Source organism: Streptomyces sp. NRRL S-118 (assembly GCF_000716335.1).
Taxonomy (GTDB): Bacteria; Actinomycetota; Actinomycetes; order Streptomycetales; family Streptomycetaceae; genus Streptomyces.
Map to the genome: position 1 here is coordinate 137,985 of NZ_KL591004.1, position 18,419 is coordinate 156,403.

Here is an 18,419-nt window from a genome sequence, read left to right on the forward strand (position 1 = left end):
GTGAGCACCGACAACCTCGACATCTCCAGGCGGGCCCTGCTGGGCACCGTCGGCGCGGCCGGCGCGACCGGTGTCCTGCTGGGCGCGGCCGGCGGCGCCGCCGCCTACGCCGCCACCAGCTCCTCGGCCCCCGCGGGCGGGGCCCTGGCCACGGTCGGCTCCACCGCCGTGCCGTTCCACGGCGCCCACCAGGCGGGCATCGTCCAGCCGCTCCAGGCCCGCGGCCACCTGGTCGCCTTCGACCTGGCGCCGGGCGCCGGCCGCAAGGAGGCGGCCGCGCTGATGCGCCGCTGGTCGGCGGCGGCCGAGCTGCTGATGGCGGGCAGGCCGGCCGGTGACGGGGACACGGGCGTCGCCCTGGACGCCGGGCCGTGCTCGCTGACGGTCACCTTCGGATTCGGCGCCTCCTTCTTCGACCGCACGGGCCTGGTGGCGCGGCGGCCGGCGGAGCTGGACCCGCTGCCGCCCTTCTCGTCCGACCGGCTGGACCCGAAGCGCTCGGGCGGCGACCTGTGGGTGCAGATCGGGGCGGACGACGCGCTCGTCGCCTTCCACGCGCTGCGCACGATCCAGAAGGAGGCGGGCGCGGCGGCCCGGGTGCGCTGGCAGATGAACGGCTTCAACCGCTCGCCGGGTGCCACCGCGCACCCGATGACCGCGCGCAACCTGATGGGCCAGGTCGACGGCACCCGCAACCCCAAGCCGTCCGAACCCGACTTCGACGAGCGGATCTTCGTCCCCGCGGGCGGTCCGCAGCCGTGGATGGCGGGCGGGTCGTACGCCGTCGTCCGCCGGATCCGGATGCTGCTGGACGACTGGGAGAAGCTGTCCCTGCACCGGCAGGAGCAGGTCATCGGGCGCCGCAAGGCGGACGGCGCGCCGCTGACCGGCGGCAGCGAGACGACGGAGCTCGACCTGGACAGGACGGGCCCGGACGGCAGGCCCGTCATCCCCGACAACGCGCACGCCCGGATCTCGGCGCCGGAGCAGAACGGCGGGGCGGCGATGCTGCGGCGGCCGTTCTCCTTCCACGACGGGATCGGGCCGGACGGGACGCCGGACGCGGGTCTGCTGTTCATCGCCTGGCAGGCCGATCCGCTGCGCGGCTTCGTGCCGGTGCAGCGCAAGCTGGACCGCGGGGACGCGCTGTCGCCCTTCATCCGGCACGAGTCGAGCGGCCTCTTCGCGGTGCCGGGCGGCCCGTCCCGGGGCGAGTACGTGGGTCAGCGGCTCCTGGAGTCGTAGGGCCGGAGTGCGGACTAAGGTGACCAATATGTCGGCGACTCGCTATACGTATCTCGGTCCCGAGGGCACCTTCACCGAAGCCGCCCTGCGTACGCTCCCGGAAGCCGCCACGCGCGAACTGGTGCCGATGGTCTCCGTGCCCGCGGCGCTCGACGCAGTGCGGAACGGGGAGGCCGCCGCCGCCCTCGTACCGATCGAGAACTCCGTCGAGGGCGGGGTGACCGCGACGCTCGACGAACTGGCCGCGGGCGAGCCGCTGATGATCTACCGCGAGGTGCGGCTGCCGATCGCGTTCGCCCTGCTGGTACGGCCGGGCACGCAGCTGTCCGACGTCAAGACGGTGACCGGCCACCCGGTCGCGCAGCCCCAGGTGCGCAACTGGCTGCGGACCCACCTCCCGGAGGCGGTGTGGGAGTCGGCCGCATCCAACGCGGACGGCGCGCGGCTGGTGCAGGAGGGGCGGTACGACGCGGCCTTCGCGGGCGTGTTCGCGGCGGCGACGTACGGCTTGGAGGCCCTGGTCACCGAGATCCACGACGCCGAGAACGCGGAGACGCGATTCGTGCTGGTGGGCCGGCCGGCCCGGCCTTCGGCGCCCACGGGCGCGGACAAGACCTCGATCGTGATCTGGCAGCGCGAGGACCACCCGGGTGCGCTGCTGGAGCTGCTCCACGAGTTCGCGGCCCGCGGCGTGAACCTGATGCTGCTCCAGTCGCGTCCGACGGGCGCGGGCATCGGCAACTACTGCTTCGCCATCGACGCCGAGGGCCACATCGCCGACCGGCGCGTGGGCGAGGCACTGATGGGCCTGAAGCGCATCTGCGCGAAGGTGCGGTTCCTCGGCTCGTACCCGCGGGCGGGCGTGTCGTCCGGTGATGTGGTCCCGCCGCGGCCGGGGACGTCGGACGAGGACTTCACGGCGGCCTCGGACTGGCTGGGGCGCTGCCTGGACGGGCGTCCCTGAGGAAGGCGCGGGCGCGCCCCGGGGGGAGGCCGTGGGCGCGGTCCTGTGGTAGGCCCCGTACCGGCGGGGCCTGGGCGCACAGCCGTCGGGTCGGCGATTCCCACAGAGTTATCCACAGGGCCGCTTCTCGACCTGGGGACAAGTCGACATGGCGGAGGTGACACAGCTCGCCAACGTCGACAAATCACCCCAGTCGCCCTAGGGCCGCCCACAGGACGGCATGTCGCCCCTCGTCACCCTCATTCACCGGATCGCCCCCTTAGAGGGAGGAATTCCCACCCGAATGAGCGCGCTCGGCAGGTTTGACCAGCGAATCCTGTGGTTCCATTACGGCTTTCGGGATGATCCTCTTCTGCATCCACAGACCTTCCGCACAGTCTGTGGATAACTTTCGCGCACAGGGAACTCCTGTGGACAACGTCCCGCGGGAGTCCGGTCAGGACAGGCCTTCGCACGGCTCCCGGACCACCCGGAGGCGGCCCGGAAGCGCCAATTCCGGGGAATGGAATGCCCCCGCGCACAGCGGCTGCGCTTTATCGGCAGCATTCCGAATTCCGGCAATGCGGTCAAAGAGGAACGTGCGGCCCTATCAAGTGGGGTGGGCCGAGTGCGCACCGGTAGCCTGGTGGGGTGATTGACCTTCGCCTGCTCCGTGAGGACCCCGACCGTGTTCGCGCCTCCCAGCGCGCCCGTGGAGAGGACGTCGAGCTCGTCGACGCCCTGCTCTCCGCCGATGAGCGGCGCAGGTCGTCCGGCGTCCGCTTCGACGAACTCCGCTCCGAGCAGAAGGCGCTCGGCAAGCTGATCCCCAAGGCGTCCCCCGAAGAGCGTGCCGAGCTCCTGCAGAAGGCCGAGCAGCTCAAGACGGACGTCAAGGCGGCGGAGGCGGAGCAGAACGAGGCCGACGAGGAGACCCGCCGGCTGCTGCTCCAGCTCGGCAACCTCGTCCACCCCGACGTACCGGTCGGCGGCGAGGAGGACTTCGTCGTCCTGGAGACGCACGGCACCATCCGCGACTTCGGCGCCGAGGGCTTCGAGCCCAAGGACCACCTGGAGCTCGGCGAGGCGCTGGGCGCCATCGACGTGGAGCGCGGCGCGAAGGTGTCCGGCTCGCGCTTCTACTACCTCACCGGCGTCGGCGCGCTGCTGGAGCTCGCCCTCGTCAACGCGGCGATCGCCCAGGCCACGGAGGCCGGCTTCATCCCGATGCTGACCCCCGCGCTGGTCCGGCCGCGCGCCATGGAGGGCACCGGCTTCCTCGGCCAGGCCGCGGAGAACGTGTACCACCTGGAGAAGGACGACTACTACCTCGTCGGCACGTCCGAGGTGCCCCTTGCCGCGTACCACATGGACGAGATCATCGAGGCGGACAAGCTGCCCCTGCGGTACGCCGGCTTCTCGCCGTGCTTCCGCCGCGAGGCCGGCACCTACGGCAAGGACACGCGCGGCATCTTCCGCGTGCACCAGTTCGACAAGGTCGAGATGTTCTCGTACGTCGCCCCCGACGACGCCGAGGCCGAGCACCAGCGGCTCCTGGAGTGGGAGAAGCAGTGGCTCACCTCCCTGGAGCTGCCCTTCCAGGTGATCGACGTGGCCTCGGGCGACCTGGGCGCCTCGGCCTCCCGCAAGTACGACTGCGAGGCGTGGATCCCCACGCAGGGCAAGTACCGCGAGCTGACCTCCGCGTCGAACTGCGACGGCTTCCAGGCCCGCCGCCTGTCGGTGCGCCTGCGCGACGGCAAGAAGGTCCAGCCGCTCGCCACCCTGAACGGCACGCTGTGCGCCGTCCCGCGCACCATCGTCGCCCTCCTGGAGAACCACCAGCTCGCGGACGGCTCGGTCCGGGTCCCGGAGGTCCTGCGCCCCTACCTGGGCGGTCGCGAGGTTCTGGAGCCCCTCTCCAAGTGACTCCCTTCCCCTACAAGCTGATCGCGACCGACCTCGACGGCACGCTGCTGCGCACCGACGGCTCGGTCTCGCAGCGCACGCGTGACGCGCTCGCCGCCGCGACGGCGGCGGGCGCCGCGCACATCGTGGTCACCGGGCGTGCCGTCCCGTGGACCCGCCACATCCTCGACGACCTCGGCTACGACGGCCTCGCCGTCTGCGGCCAGGGCGCGCAGGTGTACCACGCGGGCGAACACCGCCTGCTGACGTCCGTCACCCTCGACCGCCAGCTCGCGGGCATCGCCCTGGCGAAGCTGGAGGCGGAGGTCGGGCCGCTGGCCATCGCCGCGAGCCGTGACGGCCTCGACGGCGACGTGCTCGTCGGCCCCGGCTACCGCGTCCAGGAGGGCCCGCTGCCCCACGTGCCGTACGAGGACCCCGCCGAGCTGTGGTCCGCCCCGCTCAACAAGGTCTACATCCAGCACCCGGTCCTGGACGACGACGCCCTCGCGCTCGCCGCCCGTGAGACGGCCGGCGGCCTGGTGGACGTGGTGATGGCGGGACCCGGCGTCGTGGAACTCCTGCCGCTCGGCCTGAGCAAGGCGACGGGCCTGTCCCTCGCGGCCCGCCGCCTGGGCCTGAAGTCCACGGACACGATCGCGTTCGGCGACATGCCGAACGACATCCCCATGTTCGCCTGGGCCGCGCACGGCGTCGCCATGGCCGACGCCCACGACGACCTGAAGGCCGTGGCCCACGAGATCACCGCCTCCCACGACGCCGACGGCATCGCCGTGGTCCTGGAGTCCCTGCTGAGCCCGACGGCCTGACCCGCGCCGCGGGGCGGGCCGGCCCGAGCTTCTCGCGGGCGGGCGCTCGCGGGAAGCCGTTCGCGGGCCGGCGTTCGGAGCCCGTGCGCCGCGAGGCCGGAACCGCACCACGGGAGGGGCGGCCCGCGCGAAGAATCGCGCGCTCGAAGCGGCCGCCCCCGGGCAGTCGGCCGCGGGCGGCACACGGAGCGGTCGTGACTGCTCCGGTGCGCGGCACCGCGCGCTGCCCTGCTGGGAGCCCGACGTGCCCGTACTCTCCCCGTTCACGCCGTTCTCCACCCCGGTCCCGTGTGAGCGGTGCCTCATCAATGTGCCGGGACGCACGGCGCGGCGCCACCGAATAACCGGGGCGCCGCGCCGTCGTCCGCGTACGGGACGCGTGGTTCAGAAGTTGATCATGTGGCCGGCGAGTCCGTGCACGGCCTCCTTGACCGCCTCGCCCAGCGTCGGGTGGGCGTGGACGTTCCGCGCCACCTCGTGCACGGTCAGGTCCCACTGCTGGGCCAGCGTCAGCTCCGGCAGCAGCTCCGTCACGTCCGGACCGATCAGGTGCGCGCCGATGATCTCGCCGTACGTGGCGTCGCTGATCAGCTTCACGAAGCCCGTGGTGTCACCCAGTCCGTGCGCCTTGCCGTTCGCCATGAAGGGGAACTTCGCGACCTTGACGTCGAAGCCCTTCTCGCGCGCCTGCTCCTCGGTCCAGCCGAAGCTGGCGATCTGCGGCTGGCAGTACGTGGCCCGCGGGATCATCGGGTAGTCGAGCTCCATCGTCTCCGCGCCCGCGAGGGTCTCGGCGGCCACGACACCCATCGCCTCGGCGGTGTGCGCGAGCATCAGCTTCGCCGTCACGTCACCGATCGCGTAGATGTGCGGCACGGAGGTGCGCGAACGCCCGTCGACGTCGATGGCGCCGCGCTCGGTGAGCTTGACGCCCGTGTTCTCCAGGCCGTACCCCTCGACGTTCGGCGCGAAGCCGATCGCCTGGAGCACCTTGTCGGCCTCCAGGACCTGCTGCGTGCCGTCCTTGCCGGTGACCGTCACCCGCACCTGCGGGCCGGACTCGTCGATCGACTCGACCCGCGTCGACGTCAGCACGTCGATGCCGAGCTTGCGGTACTGCTTCGCGAGCTCCGCCGAGACGTCCTTGTCCTCCAGCGGCGCGATCCGGTCCAGGAACTCGACGATGGTGACCTTCACGCCGTAGTTGTGCAGGACGTACGCGAACTCGATGCCGATGGCACCCGCGCCCGCGATCACGATGGAGCGCGGCAGGTCCTGGCTGACGATCTGCTCCTCGTACGTGACGACCCGCTCGCTGCGCCGCGTGCCGGGCAGCAGGCGCGGGGTGGCGCCGGTCGCGATGATGCAGTGGTCGAACGAGATCGTGGTCGTGGCGCCGTCGCTCAGCGCGACCTGCAGGGTGTTCGCGTCCAGGAAGGTGCCCCGGCCGGTGAACTCCGTGATCTTGTTCTTCTTCATCAGGAAGTGGACGCCCTTGACTCGGCCGTCCGCGACCGTGCGGCTGCGCCGGAACGCCTCGCCGTAGTCGAAGGACACCTGCCCGTCGACCTTGATGCCGTACGTCTTCGCCTCGTGCGTGAACAGGTGCGCCAGCTCGGCGTTGCGCAGCAGCGCCTTGGTGGGGATGCAGCCGACGTTCAGGCAGACACCGCCCCAGTACTTCTCCTCGACCACCGCGACCCGCTTGCCCAACTGGGCGGCGCGGATGGCGGCGACGTATCCGCCGGGGCCTGCTCCGAGTACGACGACGTCGAAGCGGTCTGACATGGCTTGCTCCCCAGGTTGTGAGTGCGTGCGAGTCGTACGGGCCGTGCCGGGTGGTCGCGCCCGTGCCCACAGTAATCCCGGGGAGGAGCCGCCCGCCGACGGTGAGACGTACGCCCTACTCCTCCCCGGCCAGCGTCAGCGCCCGCAGCTTGCGGCCCGCGTACCAGGTCGCCGCCACCGTCACCCCCGCCAGCAGCACCGTCGCCACCGGAAGGCCGACGTCCGAGGTGACCAGGCCCTCCCCGCTGACCTTCTCGGCGACCGCCAGCGCCCACTGCTGCACGCTCAGGGTGCGCGCCCCGGCGATGAGCGAACCGAACAGCGCCTCCCACACGAGCGCGTACACCAGCCCGATGACGACGGCGTGCCGGCTGACCGTGCCCAGCAACAGGAACAGCGCGCTGTACGCGATCGAGGCCACCAGCGCCGCGATGGTGTACGCCACCGCCACCTGCTGGCCGTTGCCGTTGAGGATCATCCCGGCGAGGAACGTCGGCACCGCCGAGAAGACCATGGTCACGGCGACCGCCACGGTGAACTTCGTGAGGATGATCGTGGGCCGCTTCACCGGCTTGGCGAGCAGGTAGACGATCGAACCGTCGTCGATCTCCGGCCCGATCGCGCCCGTTCCGGCGATGACGCCGATCAGCGGCACCATGGTGGCGAGCGCGAAACCGCCGAGGACGTCAGCGGCGATCTGGTCGTCGGCACCGTTGAAGCCGCGGACGGCGGCCGCGATGAGCAGCAGCAGCCCGGGCAGGACGAAGAGGATCGCGGCCCGGCGGCGGCCGAGCAGCGCCCGGTAGGTGAGCCGGGCGACGGTGGGGTTGTACATGGTCGAGGGTCCCTTCAGGCCGGCGCGGTGGCGCTCAGGCCGCGACGAGGTACGAGAAGACGGACTCGAGGGACTCGTCCGAGGGCGAGACCGTCAGCAGCCGGATCGAGTGCGCGCGGGCGACCTGCGGCAGCAGTTCGGTGAACCGCCCGAAGTCCACGGCCTGGATGCGCAGTCCGCCCTCCGCCAGGTCCACCTCGATGCCGGCCGTCGACGGGTCGGCGATCAGCGCGGCGGCCAGCGCCCGGTCGTCGCTGGACCGCACGAGGTAGCGGTGCGGACGGTCGGTCATCAGGCGCCGGATGCGGCGGAAGTCGCCGCTCGCCGCGTGCCGTCCGGCGACGATCACCTCGATGTGGGAGGCGAGCTGCTCGACCTCCTCCAGGATGTGCGAGGAGAACAGGACCGTGCGGCCCTCCGCGCCCATCCGCCGCAGCAGGTCCATCAACTGCATGCGCTGGCGCGGGTCCATGCCGTTGAACGGCTCGTCCAGCAGCAGCACCGACGGCTCGTGCACCAGCGCCGACGCCATCTTCACGCGCTGGCGCATGCCCTTGCTGTACGTCGCGACCTTGCGGTCCTGCGCGTACTCCATCTCGACCGTGGCGAGGGCGCGTTGCGCCTCGGCGGCGCCCAGGCCGTGCAGTTCCGCGTTGGCGACGACGAACTCGCGGCCGGTGAGGAAGTCGTACATCGCTTCGCGCTCCGGTACGACGCCGATCCGCCGGTACACGGACTCGTTGCGCCAGATCGGTTCGCCGTCCAGGGTGACGGTGCCGGTGGAGGGGGCGAGGAAGCCGCCCATCATGTTGATCAGGGTGGACTTCCCGGCGCCGTTGGGGCCGAGCAGGCCCGTCACACCGGGACCGATGGTCATGGTGACGTCATTGACGGCGACGACGTTGCCGAACCACCGTGAGGCGTGCTCGATGTGGAGAGTGCTCATGGGCGCAGCCCCTTCCCCGGAAGGGTGGTGATGGGTGACGAGTGGGAGCTCACAGCCCGACCTTTCGGTAGCGGCGCATCAGGACGCCGTAGGAGCCGGCGATCAGCGCGAGGACGACCAGCAGGTACACCGCGCCGGCGCCGGCGCCCGGTCCGGCCTCGGCCGGGAAGGACGACGTGGCGCCCAGGAAGGCGGTCTGCACGCCGTCGACGAGGGTGACGGGGGAGAACAGGCCGAGCCACGGGACGGCGTCCAGCGAGTCGGTGCTCCAGGCGATGGCCTGGAGGGTGGTGACGGCGCCGTACGAGATGGTGAGGGCGGCGATGACGGCGGCGACGCCGAAGCCGCGGCGGGGCGTCAGCGCCGCCAGTACCAGCCCGATCCCGCCGAAGAGCAGTGACAGCAGCGCCACGGAGACCAACCCCTGTGCGAAGCCCTTGGTCTGGTCGGCGAAGTCCATCTTCGCCAGCAGAGACCCGATGTAGAGGATGAGCAGCGGCGACGCGGTGAGGACGAACAGCGCCGACGCCATCGCGCCGTACTTGGCGAGCACGTAGTCGACGCGCTCGATGGGGCGGGAGAAGTACAGCGGGACGGTCTTGAAGCGCAGGTCCCTCGAGACCGACTGCGGCGCCTGGGCCGCCAGGAACAGCCCGATGACGGCCTGGGTGAAGATCGCGTACCGGGTGTACTCCAGCGGCAGCTCGTTGAGCTTGGTGGCGACGGCCACCGCCACGACGATCAGCGCCGGGACGCACATCACCGCGAAGAGGATCATCGGCAGCACCTTGGACTTGGCGCTGCGGCCCAGTCCGTACGCGCCGCGCAGCGACTGCGAGAACAGCGACCGGCGCGCGTAGGCGCGGCCCAGGCGCGGCCCGTCGTAGTTGCGGTAGCCGATGTTGTGGATGCGGGTTTCGGCACTCATCGGGCCTGCACCTCCAGGGACTGGGCGGCGGCCGCTTCGGTGCCCGGGCGGAAGACCTCGGCGATGTGGTGGCGGCGCTGTTCCATGCGGACGAGACCGAGGCCGAGGCCGGCGACGGTGTCACGGACGAGGTCGTACGTCTCCTCGCCGGTCGCCTCCAGCAGCAGGATGTGCCCCGCGCCCGGCAGACCGTCCTCCACGCCCGCGTGGAGGGTGATTCCGGCGGCGGTGAGCGCCTTGCGCAGGGCTGCCGTGCCGTCGGGGTGGGTGTCCGTGTCGGTCACCTCGACCGCGAGGGTGGTGGTGATCCGGGTGAAGTCGCTGGTGGAGCTGGAGCGCAGCAGCCGGCCGCCGTCGATGACGACGACGTGGTCACAGGTGCGTTCGAGCTCGCCGAGCAGGTGCGAGGTGACCAGGACCGAGATGCCGAAGTCCGTGTACACGCGCCGGATCAGACCGAGCATCTCGTCGCGGCCGACCGGGTCCAGGCCGTTGGTCGGCTCGTCGAGGAGCACCAGCTTCGGGTCGTGGACCAGGGCCTGCGCGAGCTTCACACGCTGCTTCATGCCGGTCGAGTAGCCGCCGATGGGCCGGTAGCGCTCCTCGTACAGGCCGACGTGGCGCAGGGTGTCGGCGGTGCGCTCCCGGGCCGCGGTGGGCGGCAGGCCGGCCATGCGCGCCATGTGGACGACGAACTCGGTGGCCGACACGTCGGGCGGCAGGCAGTCGTGCTCGGGCATGTAGCCGACCCGCTCACGGATGGCGGCGCCGCTGGTGGCGACGTCGAGGCCGAGGACCTCGGCGCGGCCCTCGGTGGCGGGGGACAGGCCCAGCAGAATCTTGATCATGGTGGACTTGCCGGCTCCGTTGGCACCCACCAGTCCGGTCACACCGGGCCCGATGTCCAGGGAGAGCCGGTCGAGAGCGGTCACCCGGGGGAACCGCTTGCTGAGGCTTTCGGTCGCGATCACAGTCACGTCATCGACGGTAGTGGCGCACACCACAGCGGTCGTCAGACCTGGCGGCTGGATCCGTGTCCGACTCCAGGCGTACGGGCCCGTAGGGGGAGACCTCCTGGGGTCGGGTCCGGGCGGCGGAACCTGAGGGTCACCCGGGGCGTCCTGCCGCGTCATCCACAGAGCGTGCACGACCCTTGACTCAGCCGCAGGGCATTGTCACATTCATCAGTGTCAAGTTACGGGCGGGTGGAGCATTTCCGCACACGGGACGGACGGGGTGGCATGGGTTCTGTCGGGACGGCCGTACGCACCACGGAGGAGCTGCGCGGCTTCAGGGAGGTGCAGCGCCTGGCCTACGCGTGCGCGGAGGCCGTCGCCGCGCAGCTCAAACCGGGCGTGACCGAACGGGAGGCGGCGCGGATGCAGCGCGAGTGGCTCCGCGAACGGGGCGTGCGGGACTGGTTCCACCGTCCGTTCGCCTGGTTCGGCGACCGCACGGCGTTCGTGAACTTCCGGGTACCGCTGCAGTTCTTCCCCACCGACCGGCGGCTGGAGGCGGGGATGCCGTTCATCCTCGACATGGCCCCGGTCCACAACGGCTTCACCGCCGACATCGGCTACTCGGGCTGCCTCGGGCTGAACCCCGTCCACGACCGGCTGCTCGCCGACCTGCGCGCACACCGGGAGCTGATCCTGCGCGAGGTGCGCGAGCGCCGCCCGCTGCGGGAGATCTACGAGGACGTGGACCGGCTGATGGTGCGGCAGGGGTACGCCAACCGGCACCGCGCGTACCCCTTCGGCGTGATCGCCCACAAGGTGGACCGGGTCAAGGAGCGCCGCTGGTCGCCGACGCTCTTCGGGTTCGGCACGCAGGCGCTCAGGGGACTGGCGAGCGACGCCCTGCACGGCCACCGGGAGGGATGGTCGCCGCTGTGGTCGCCGTACCGGTTCTCCGACCACCCGCCGCGGCCGGGGCTGTGGGCGGTCGAGCCGCACCTCGGGTTCCGGGGTACGGGTGCGAAGTTCGAAGAGCTCCTGGTCGTCACGGACTCCCGGGACCCGGAGCAGAGTGCGTTCTGGCTGGACGACGATCTGCCGCACGTGCGGCGCTGGGCGGAGGAAGCGTGAGTCTGCAAGGCGCGCGGGAGCGCTGGGTCCGTACGGGCGGCATCGAGCTGTGCGTCGCCGAGCTGGGCGACGCCGGGCGGCCCACCGTGGTGCTCGTCCACGGTTATCCGGACTCCAAGGAGGTGTGGTCCGAGGTCGCCGCCCGGCTCGCCGGCCACTTCCACGTCGTGCTGTACGACGTGCGGGGCCACGGCCGGTCCACCGCGCCGAAACCGCTGCGCGGCGGGTTCACGCTGGAGAAGCTGACGGACGACTTCCTGGCGGTCGCCGACGCGGTCAGCCCGGACCGGCCGGTGCACCTGGTCGGCCACGACTGGGGTTCGGTGCAGTCCTGGGAGTTCGTCACGGTCGGTCGCACCGAGGGCCGCATCGCGTCCTTCACCTCGATCTCCGGGCCGTCCCTGGACCACTTCGGGCACTGGATCAAGCAGCGGATGTCCCGGCCCACCCCGCGCAGGGTCGGCCAGCTCCTCGGCCAGGGCGCCAAGTCCTGGTACGTCTACCTGCTCCACACGCCCGTACTGCCCGAGGCGCTGTGGCGCGGGCCGCTCGGCAAGCGCTGGCCGTCGATCGTGCGCCGCATCGAGAAGGTGCCGGACGACGGCTACCCGACCCCGTCGCTGCCCGTCGACGCGGCGCACGGCGCCTGGCTGTACCGGGACAACGTCAGGGCACGGCTGCGGCGTCCCCGTGCTGACGCGTACGCCCACGCGCCCGTGCAGCTGATCACCCCGACCGGTGACGTCTTCCTGTCCGAGCGGCTCTACGACGAGCTGGCGCGGTGGGCCCCGCAGCTGGTGCGCCGGACGCTGCCGGCCAGGCACTGGGTGCCGCGGACCCGGCCGGACCAGCTCGCCGCGTGGATCTCCGAGTTCGTGTCGGCGCACGAGGAGCAGGGCGGCGAGCTGCCGGCTCCGGTCGCCTCGGGGCGGCGCCACGCCGACCGGTTCGGCGGGCAGCTCGTGCTGGTCACGGGCGCGGCCAGCGGCATCGGGCGGGCCACCGCCTTCGCGTTCGCCGAGGCGGGCGCCCGGGTCGTGGCGGTCGACCGGGACGCGGAGGGCGCGTACCGGACGGCCGAGCTGGCCCGGCTGATCGGGGCGCCCGAGGCGTGGGGCGAGGTGGTGGACGTCGGCGACGAGCAGGCGATGGAGAAGCTCGCCGAGAAGGTCGCCGCCGAGTACGGCGTCGTGGACGTCCTGGTGAACAACGCCGGGATCGGCATGTCCGGCTCGTTCCTGGAGACCACGAGCGAGGACTGGAAGAAGGTCCTCGACGTCAACCTGTGGGGCGTCATCCACGGCTGCCGCGTCTTCGGCCGGCAGATGGCCGACCGGGGGCAGGGCGGCCACATCGTCAACACCGCGTCGGCCGCGGCCTTCCTGCCGTCGCGCGTGCTGCCCGCGTACAGCGCCTCGAAGGCGGCGGTGCTGATGCTCAGCGAGTGCCTGCGCGCCGAACTGGCCGGCCGGGGCATCGGGGTCACCGCGATATGCCCGGGCCTGGTCAACACCAACATCACCGCGACAGCGCACTTCGCCGGGGCGTCGGCGGAGGAGGAGAGCCGGAGGCAGCGGAAGACCGCCCGGCTGTACGGGCTGCGCAACTACCCGCCGGAGAAGGTCGCCGACGCGATCCTGCGCGCCGTGGTGCGCAACGAGGCAGTGGTACCGGTCACCCCGGAGGCCCGCGGGGCGTACCTGCTGTCCCGCATCGCCCCGCGGAGTCTGCGGGCCATCGCCCGGCTGAAGCCCCCTGTGTAGCCCGGTCGTCAGGCAGGCGACGTACGATCCCCCGCACAGGGGAGCGCACATCGGGGCAGACAGGGCAGCAGGGAGCGGGCGTGGACGAGCGGGACGAGTACCGGATCGAGGACCTGGCGCATCTCAGCGGCGCCACGGTCCGCACCATCCGCGCCTACCAGGACCGTGGCCTGCTGCCCAAACCGGAGCGGCGGGGCCGGTCGAACGTGTACGGCACCGCCCACCTGACCCGGCTGCGCCAGATCGCCGACCTGCTGGACCGCGGCTACACCCTCGCCTCCATCAAGGAGTTGCTGGAGGCGTGGGACGCCGGCCGCGGTCTGGGCGGCGTCCTCGGGCTGGTCGCCGAGGTGGACGGCCCGTGGACGGACGAGGAGGCGGACCGGATCACGCGCGCCGAGCTGGAGGCCACCTTCGGCGGCACCACCGACGAGCAGGCCGTGGAGGAGGCCATCGAGCTCGGCGTGCTGGAGCGCATCCCGGGACGCGACGACGAGTTCCTGGTCCCGAGTCCGCAAGAGCTGTCCGTGGCGGCCGAGTTGTACGCGGCCGGGGTGCCCCTGCTCGCGATCTCCGGTCATCTGCGGGAACTTCGCGGCCAGGTGGAGCACATAGCCAACCGTTTCCTGGAGTTCACCACGGAGCACGTCTTCGCGCGCTACCTGGAGCACCGCCCGCCGTCGGACGCGGACGCGGCGGAGGCGGCGACGATGGTGCGGCGGCTGCGGCCGCTCGCCCAGCAGACGGTGGACGCCGAACTCGCCCGCGCCATGCGGACGATCGCCACCCGGCACCTGCAGCAACACCTCGCACCCGGCACTCCGCCACCGCAGGACGACAAGTCGCGCTCCGTGACCCTGCCCGCCGCGACGATCCGGGCCGTTCATCAGCTCGTCGGGCCGGAGAACGCGTCGGCGTTCATCACCGCTGCCACCGAACGCGAGCTGCACGCACGGACCTTGGACGCCCTGACGGCAAACCCCGTCCCGCGGGGTGAGGCTGGGCAAAAGCCTTGAGAACCAAGGCTGGTTGTCCACAGAATCGTCAATTCCCCTGTGGATAACACCAGTTAGTTGTGGACCAAACCTGTCGCGGGGAATTTCCATGGCGCCGAGTGCGTGATCCCTGACACGCTGCGAGCATGAAGGACATGGACGACAGACGCACCGTGAAGGTGTCGAAGTACCTGTCGAAACACCTGCGCCACCAGCCCGAGCGGATCGGGCTCGCACTCGACCCGCACGGCTGGGTCGCGATCGACGATCTGCTGCGGGCCACCGCGGAACACGGCATGCGCATCAGCCGTGCCGAACTGGAGCACGTCGTCGCCGTCAACGACAAGCGGCGCTTCACGATCGACGGCGAGCGGATCCGCGCCAACCAGGGCCATACGGTCGACGTGGACCTCGACCTGCCGCCGGCGGAACCGCCCGCGTACCTCTACCACGGCACGGTCGCCCACGCCCTGCCCGCGATCCGTGCCGAGGGCCTGCGCCCCATGGCCCGTCACCACGTCCACCTGTCCCCGGACCGGGAGACCGCGACCCGCGTCGGGGCACGCCGCGGCCGGCCCGTGGTGCTGTCCGTCGACGCGGGCGCGATGCACCGCGACGGCCATGTCTTCCACGTCACGGCCAACGGCGTCTGGCTCACCGACACCGTGCCCCCGGCGTACCTGCGCTTTCCGAGCTGAGGGCCCGGCACCGGCCTACGCGGCGGGTGCGGACCGGCCGCGGCCCGCGACGCGGCGGGGGAGGCGGGCGGCGCGGTGGGTGCGGGCCGGCGCGTTCAGCAAGCGGCAACGCGGCGGGTGCGGGACTGCGCGGCTCAGGGTGCGCGGCGCACCGCGGGCGGGCCTGCGCGGCTCAGGTTGCGTGGCGCGGCGCGTGCGGGACTGCGCAGCCCGAGGGCACGCACCGGCGCAACCCCGCTCGCAGCCAGGCGCCGAGCGTGCAGCGGGCGCGGCGCCCGCTAGGCGAGCTGGGCCGGTGCCTCCGTCGCGATCCGCTCGAAGACCACCGGATCGGCGGCGAACCGCGTCTCGGGGATCGGCGTGTGGACCACGATCTCGGTGAAGCCCAGTTCCCGGTGCCGGCCCGCGAAGTCGACGAAGGCGTCGAGCGACTCCAGCGGCGCGCTGCCCTCCGGGGTGAAGCCGGTCAGCAGGACCTTGTCCAGCTCGGCCGCGTCCCGCCCCGCCTCCGCACACGCCTTGCCGAGCCTGCCGAGCTGGCCGCGCAGCGCCTCCAGCGACTCCTCGGGCGTCCCCGTCTCCGCGATCTTCGGGTCACCGGTCGTCACCCACGCCTGGCCGTGCCTGGCAGCCAGCTTCAGCCCGCGCGGGCCCGTCGCCGCCACGGCGAACGGCAGCCGCGGCCGCTGCACGCACCCGGGGATGTTCTGCGCCTCGTGCGCCGAGTAGAACCGGCCCTCGTGCGTGACGGTGTCCTCCGTGAGCAGCCGGTCGAGCAGCGGCACGAACTCGGCGAAGCGGTCGGCGCGCTCACGCGGTGACCACGGCTCCTGTCCGAGCGCCGTCGCGTCGAACCCCATGCCGCCCGCACCGATCCCCAGGGTGATCCGCCCACCGGAGAGATCGTCGAGCGAGATCAGCTCCTTGGCGAGCGTGACCGGGTGGCGGAAGTTCGGCGAGGTGACGAGCGTGCCCAGCCGTATGCGCTCCGTCGCTCCGGCCGCGGCCGTCAGCGTCGGCACCGCGCCGTACCAGGGACCGTCACGGAAGGGCACACGCCACGAGAGGTGGTCGTAGGTGTACGCGGCGTGGAAACCGAGCTGCTCGGCCCGCAGCCAGGCGTCACGGCCGCCCTCACGCCAGCGGCGGAACGGAAGGATCACGGTACTCAAGCGCATGTGCCGACCCTACGCGGCGCCGCGGACATCCCCGGCCGGTCCGGCGCCCCGGAATGCCCGCGGCCGACGAGGACAGGGCCGCGACATGGCCCGTGCGTGGCCACTGCGTGGCGCGACGTGGCCCGTTCCCGGCCATTCCCGGTGGCTCACATGTGCGCAAGGCCACACGGGTGTGCACCGGGGTGCGGGAGAATGAGGGGGTGACCTTCTCAGCGACCTCTCCCCGACCGCAGCCGACGGCACGTCCACGTCCCCGGCTGATCGCCACCGACCTGGACGGCACGCTGCTGCGCGACGACAAATCGGTCTCGGACCGTACGGTCGCCGCGCTCGCCGCCGCCGAGGAAGCGGGCATCGAGGTCTTCTTCGTCACCGGCCGTCCGGCCCGCTGGATGGACGCCGTGGCCGACCACGTCCACGGCCACGGGCTGGCGATCTGCGCCAACGGCGCCGCTGTCGTCGACCTGCACGCCGGAGGCCGGATGCTGGAGGTCCGCCCCCTGGAGCGGGACGCCGCCCTCCACGTCGTACGGGCCCTGCGCAGGGAAGCACCCGGCACGGCCTTCGCGGTGGAGTTCACCACCGGTTTCCACCACGAGCCGGAGTACGTCCCGCTCTTCATGGACGGGATCGCCACCGTCGCACCCGTCGAGAAGCTGCTGCACGAGGAGGAGCCCGGCACCGGCGCGCCCGTTCTCAAGGTGCTCGCCCACCACTCCGAACTCACCCCGGACGGCTTCCTCGCCCTGGCCCGGACGGCGGTGGGCGACCGCGCCGCCATCACCCGGTCGAGCCCCACGGCGCTGCTGGAGATCAGCGGCCTGGGCGTGTCCAAGGCCAGCACCCTCGCCCTGTGCTGCGCCGAACGCGGCATCTCCGCCGACGAGGTCGTGGCCTTCGGGGACATGCCCAACGACATCGAGATGTTGTCCTGGGCGGGTCGCTCGTACGCCATGGGCAACGCCCATCCGGACGTCGTCGCCGCCGCCTCCGGCCGTACCGTCGCCAACAACGACGACGGCGTCGCCGTGGTCATCGAGGACATCCTGGCGATCGGCCGCTAGGACACTCCGCCGCACCGAGGTCGCGGCTGTGGCTGCGGCCGGCGCTGCGTGCCCGACCGCCGAGGGTCACCCGTGCAGCCGCACCCCGTGCTCGCGCAGCCAGCGCGCGGGGTCCACCCCGGAGCCGAGGTACGGCGTCAGCCGCACCTCGAAGTGCAGGTGCGGCCCCGTCGAGTTGCCCGTGGTCCCCGCCTGGCCGATCCACTGACCGGTACGCACCCGCTGCCCACCGACCACGGCGGGCGCTGCCAGGTGCGCGTACTGCGAGTACCAGCCGTTGTCGTGCCGTACGACGACCTCGATGCCGAACGCGCCACCGCAGGACACGGAGTGCACCCGCCCGGCGCCGATCGACCGCACCGGTGTGCCCAGGTCCACCGCGAAGTCCTGCCCGGTGTGCCGCCGGGCCCAGTGCGCGCCCGCACTGTCGAACCGGGCCGACAGCCGGTACCGCTCCACGGGCGCCACCCAGGGGGGCCCGCCGACCGCGGAACGGTCAGGTCCCGCGGTGCCGGGTGCCGCTGTCGCCGCCGCCGCCGAGGAACCGGTCGGGCCCGCGGCTCCCGCGGTGGCTGCTGCCCCGGCTTTCGCGGCGGCCCCGGCACTCCCGGCTGCGACGGCCTCCCGGCCCTTGCCCCGCCTCTCCAGGCCCGCGGACTTCCCGGAGGCGCCGGACTTACCGCCGGTCCCCGACTTACCGCCGGCCCCTGGCCTTCCGGGGGCTCCGGGTTTCCCGTGGGCCCCGGACTTGCCGGAGGCTCCGGACTTACCGCCGGCCCCTGGCCTTCCGGGGGCTCCGGGTTTCCCGTGGGCCCCGGACTTGCCGGAGGCTCCGGACTTACCGCCGGCCCCTGGCCTTCCGGGGGCTCCGGGTTTCCCGTGGGCCCCGGACTTGCCGGAGGCTCCGGACTTACCGCCGGCCCCTGGCCTTCCGGGGGCTCCGGGTTTCCCGTGGGCCCCGGACTTGCCACCGGCTCCCGACTTACCGCCGGCTCCCGACTTACCGGGGCTCCCGGGCTTCCCCTCAGCCCCTGCTTTCCCCCGGGTCCCTGCGCTCCCTGGAGCCCCCGGCTTCTCCGAGGCTCCCGTCTTTCCGGAAACCGCGCCCTTGCCGCCGCTCCTGCCTCCTGCCACCGCGACCCCACTGGTCCCAACGGCCCCACCCCCGGACCCACGGGTTCCACCGGTCCCAGCACCTCCGCCATCACCGT

General features: G+C 72.2%; 15 protein-coding genes and 1 pseudogene. 9 read left to right on the forward strand and 7 right to left on the reverse strand.

Annotated elements, in window-relative coordinates; genetic code table 11:
- From efeB to IH00_RS0109970, 4 genes are all read left to right on the forward strand, one after another.
- Positions 1-1,245: an iron uptake transporter deferrochelatase/peroxidase subunit gene (gene efeB, locus IH00_RS0109955; protein WP_031071796.1), complete on the forward strand. Its 1,245-nt coding sequence runs from the start codon at positions 1-3 to the stop codon at positions 1,243-1,245.
- A 28-nt stretch (positions 1,246-1,273) separates the two neighbouring features.
- Positions 1,274-2,209, forward strand: a complete 936-nt coding sequence (gene pheA, locus IH00_RS0109960) for a prephenate dehydratase (protein ID WP_031071798.1) — start codon at positions 1,274-1,276, stop codon at positions 2,207-2,209.
- 630 nt (positions 2,210-2,839) lie between these two features.
- Positions 2,840-4,117 carry a serine--tRNA ligase gene (gene serS, locus IH00_RS0109965; RefSeq protein ID WP_031071800.1) on the forward strand — a complete coding sequence of 426 codons (1,278 nt, stop codon included), beginning with the start codon at positions 2,840-2,842 and terminating at the stop codon, positions 4,115-4,117.
- Entirely contained in the window at positions 4,114-4,926 is an 813-nt protein-coding gene (locus tag IH00_RS0109970) for an HAD family hydrolase (RefSeq protein WP_031071802.1), read from the forward strand. The genes serS and IH00_RS0109970 overlap by 4 nt, the downstream gene beginning before the upstream one ends.
- 384 nt (positions 4,927-5,310) lie before the next feature.
- Here IH00_RS0109970 and lpdA read toward each other — a convergent pair whose 3' ends face one another.
- The 5 genes from lpdA to IH00_RS0109995 all read right to left on the reverse strand — a co-directional run bounded on the left by lpdA (position 5,311) and on the right by IH00_RS0109995 (position 10,394).
- Complete coding sequence (lpdA, locus tag IH00_RS0109975; protein WP_031071804.1) at positions 5,311-6,714, reverse strand: dihydrolipoyl dehydrogenase; 1,404 nt, start codon at positions 6,712-6,714, stop codon at positions 5,311-5,313.
- 115 nt (positions 6,715-6,829) lie between these two features.
- A complete protein-coding gene (locus IH00_RS0109980; protein ID WP_031071807.1) occupies positions 6,830-7,549 on the reverse strand; it encodes an ABC transporter permease in 720 nt (239 codons plus the stop codon).
- Positions 7,550-7,583: 34 nt separating this feature from the next.
- The gene (locus tag IH00_RS0109985) at positions 7,584-8,495 is read right to left on the reverse strand and encodes an ABC transporter ATP-binding protein (RefSeq protein WP_031071809.1); all 912 of its coding nucleotides are present in this window, start codon (positions 8,493-8,495) and stop codon (positions 7,584-7,586) included.
- Positions 8,496-8,544: 49 nt separating this feature from the next.
- Entirely contained in the window at positions 8,545-9,423 is an 879-nt protein-coding gene (locus IH00_RS0109990; RefSeq protein WP_031071811.1) for an ABC transporter permease, read from the reverse strand.
- Positions 9,420-10,394, reverse strand: a complete 975-nt coding sequence (locus IH00_RS0109995; RefSeq protein WP_031071813.1) for an ABC transporter ATP-binding protein — start codon at positions 10,392-10,394, stop codon at positions 9,420-9,422. The genes IH00_RS0109990 and IH00_RS0109995 overlap by 4 nt, the downstream gene beginning before the upstream one ends.
- 270 nt (positions 10,395-10,664) lie before the next feature.
- Between IH00_RS0109995 and IH00_RS0110000 the strand changes: the two genes are divergently transcribed.
- From IH00_RS0110000 to IH00_RS0110015, 4 genes are all read left to right on the forward strand, one after another.
- Positions 10,665-11,510, forward strand: a complete 846-nt coding sequence (locus IH00_RS0110000) for a M24 family metallopeptidase (protein WP_031071814.1) — start codon at positions 10,665-10,667, stop codon at positions 11,508-11,510.
- Positions 11,507-13,273: an SDR family oxidoreductase gene (locus tag IH00_RS0110005; protein ID WP_031071816.1), complete on the forward strand. Its 1,767-nt coding sequence runs from the start codon at positions 11,507-11,509 to the stop codon at positions 13,271-13,273. The genes IH00_RS0110000 and IH00_RS0110005 overlap by 4 nt, the downstream gene beginning before the upstream one ends.
- Positions 13,274-13,353: 80 nt before the next feature.
- Entirely contained in the window at positions 13,354-14,289 is a 936-nt protein-coding gene (locus IH00_RS0110010) for a MerR family transcriptional regulator (protein WP_052411303.1), read from the forward strand.
- Between the two features lie 134 nt (positions 14,290-14,423).
- Positions 14,424-14,966 (forward strand): RNA 2'-phosphotransferase, encoded by a 543-nt coding sequence (locus tag IH00_RS0110015; protein ID WP_031071820.1) that lies wholly within the window; start codon positions 14,424-14,426, stop codon positions 14,964-14,966.
- Positions 14,967-15,244: 278 nt separating this feature from the next.
- Here IH00_RS0110015 and IH00_RS0110020 read toward each other — a convergent pair whose 3' ends face one another.
- Positions 15,245-16,144, reverse strand: a complete 900-nt coding sequence (locus tag IH00_RS0110020) for an LLM class flavin-dependent oxidoreductase (protein WP_031071822.1) — start codon at positions 16,142-16,144, stop codon at positions 15,245-15,247.
- Positions 16,145-16,344: 200 nt separating this feature from the next.
- Here IH00_RS0110020 and IH00_RS0110025 point away from each other — a divergent pair, with 200 nt between their 5' ends.
- Positions 16,345-17,208, forward strand: coding sequence for a Cof-type HAD-IIB family hydrolase (locus tag IH00_RS0110025; RefSeq protein WP_031071825.1), 864 nt, complete (start codon positions 16,345-16,347; stop codon positions 17,206-17,208).
- A gap of 66 nt (positions 17,209-17,274) precedes the next feature.
- On the opposite strand, the pseudogene IH00_RS41740 reads toward IH00_RS0110025, so the two are convergent.
- A pseudogene (locus IH00_RS41740) lies at positions 17,275-17,748 on the reverse strand (M23 family metallopeptidase); the annotation flags it as partial.
- Between the last annotated feature and the right edge of the window lie 671 nt (positions 17,749-18,419).

What these genes read in the sequence shown, in the direction of transcription:
- pheA (WP_031071798.1), top strand. Translation starts at nt 1,274, where the DNA reads ATGTCGGCGACTCGCTATACGTATCTCGGTCCCGAGGGCACCTTCACC.
- lpdA (WP_031071804.1), bottom strand. Translation starts at nt 6,714, where the DNA reads ATGTCAGACCGCTTCGACGTCGTCGTACTCGGAGCAGGCCCCGGCGGA.
- IH00_RS0109980 (WP_031071807.1), bottom strand. Translation starts at nt 7,549, where the DNA reads ATGTACAACCCCACCGTCGCCCGGCTCACCTACCGGGCGCTGCTCGGC.
- IH00_RS0109985 (WP_031071809.1), bottom strand. Translation starts at nt 8,495, where the DNA reads ATGAGCACTCTCCACATCGAGCACGCCTCACGGTGGTTCGGCAACGTC.
- IH00_RS0109990 (WP_031071811.1), bottom strand. Translation starts at nt 9,423, where the DNA reads ATGAGTGCCGAAACCCGCATCCACAACATCGGCTACCGCAACTACGAC.
- IH00_RS0110000 (WP_031071814.1), top strand. Translation starts at nt 10,665, where the DNA reads ATGGGTTCTGTCGGGACGGCCGTACGCACCACGGAGGAGCTGCGCGGC.
- IH00_RS0110015 (WP_031071820.1), top strand. Translation starts at nt 14,424, where the DNA reads ATGGACGACAGACGCACCGTGAAGGTGTCGAAGTACCTGTCGAAACAC.
- IH00_RS0110020 (WP_031071822.1), bottom strand. Translation starts at nt 16,144, where the DNA reads ATGCGCTTGAGTACCGTGATCCTTCCGTTCCGCCGCTGGCGTGAGGGC.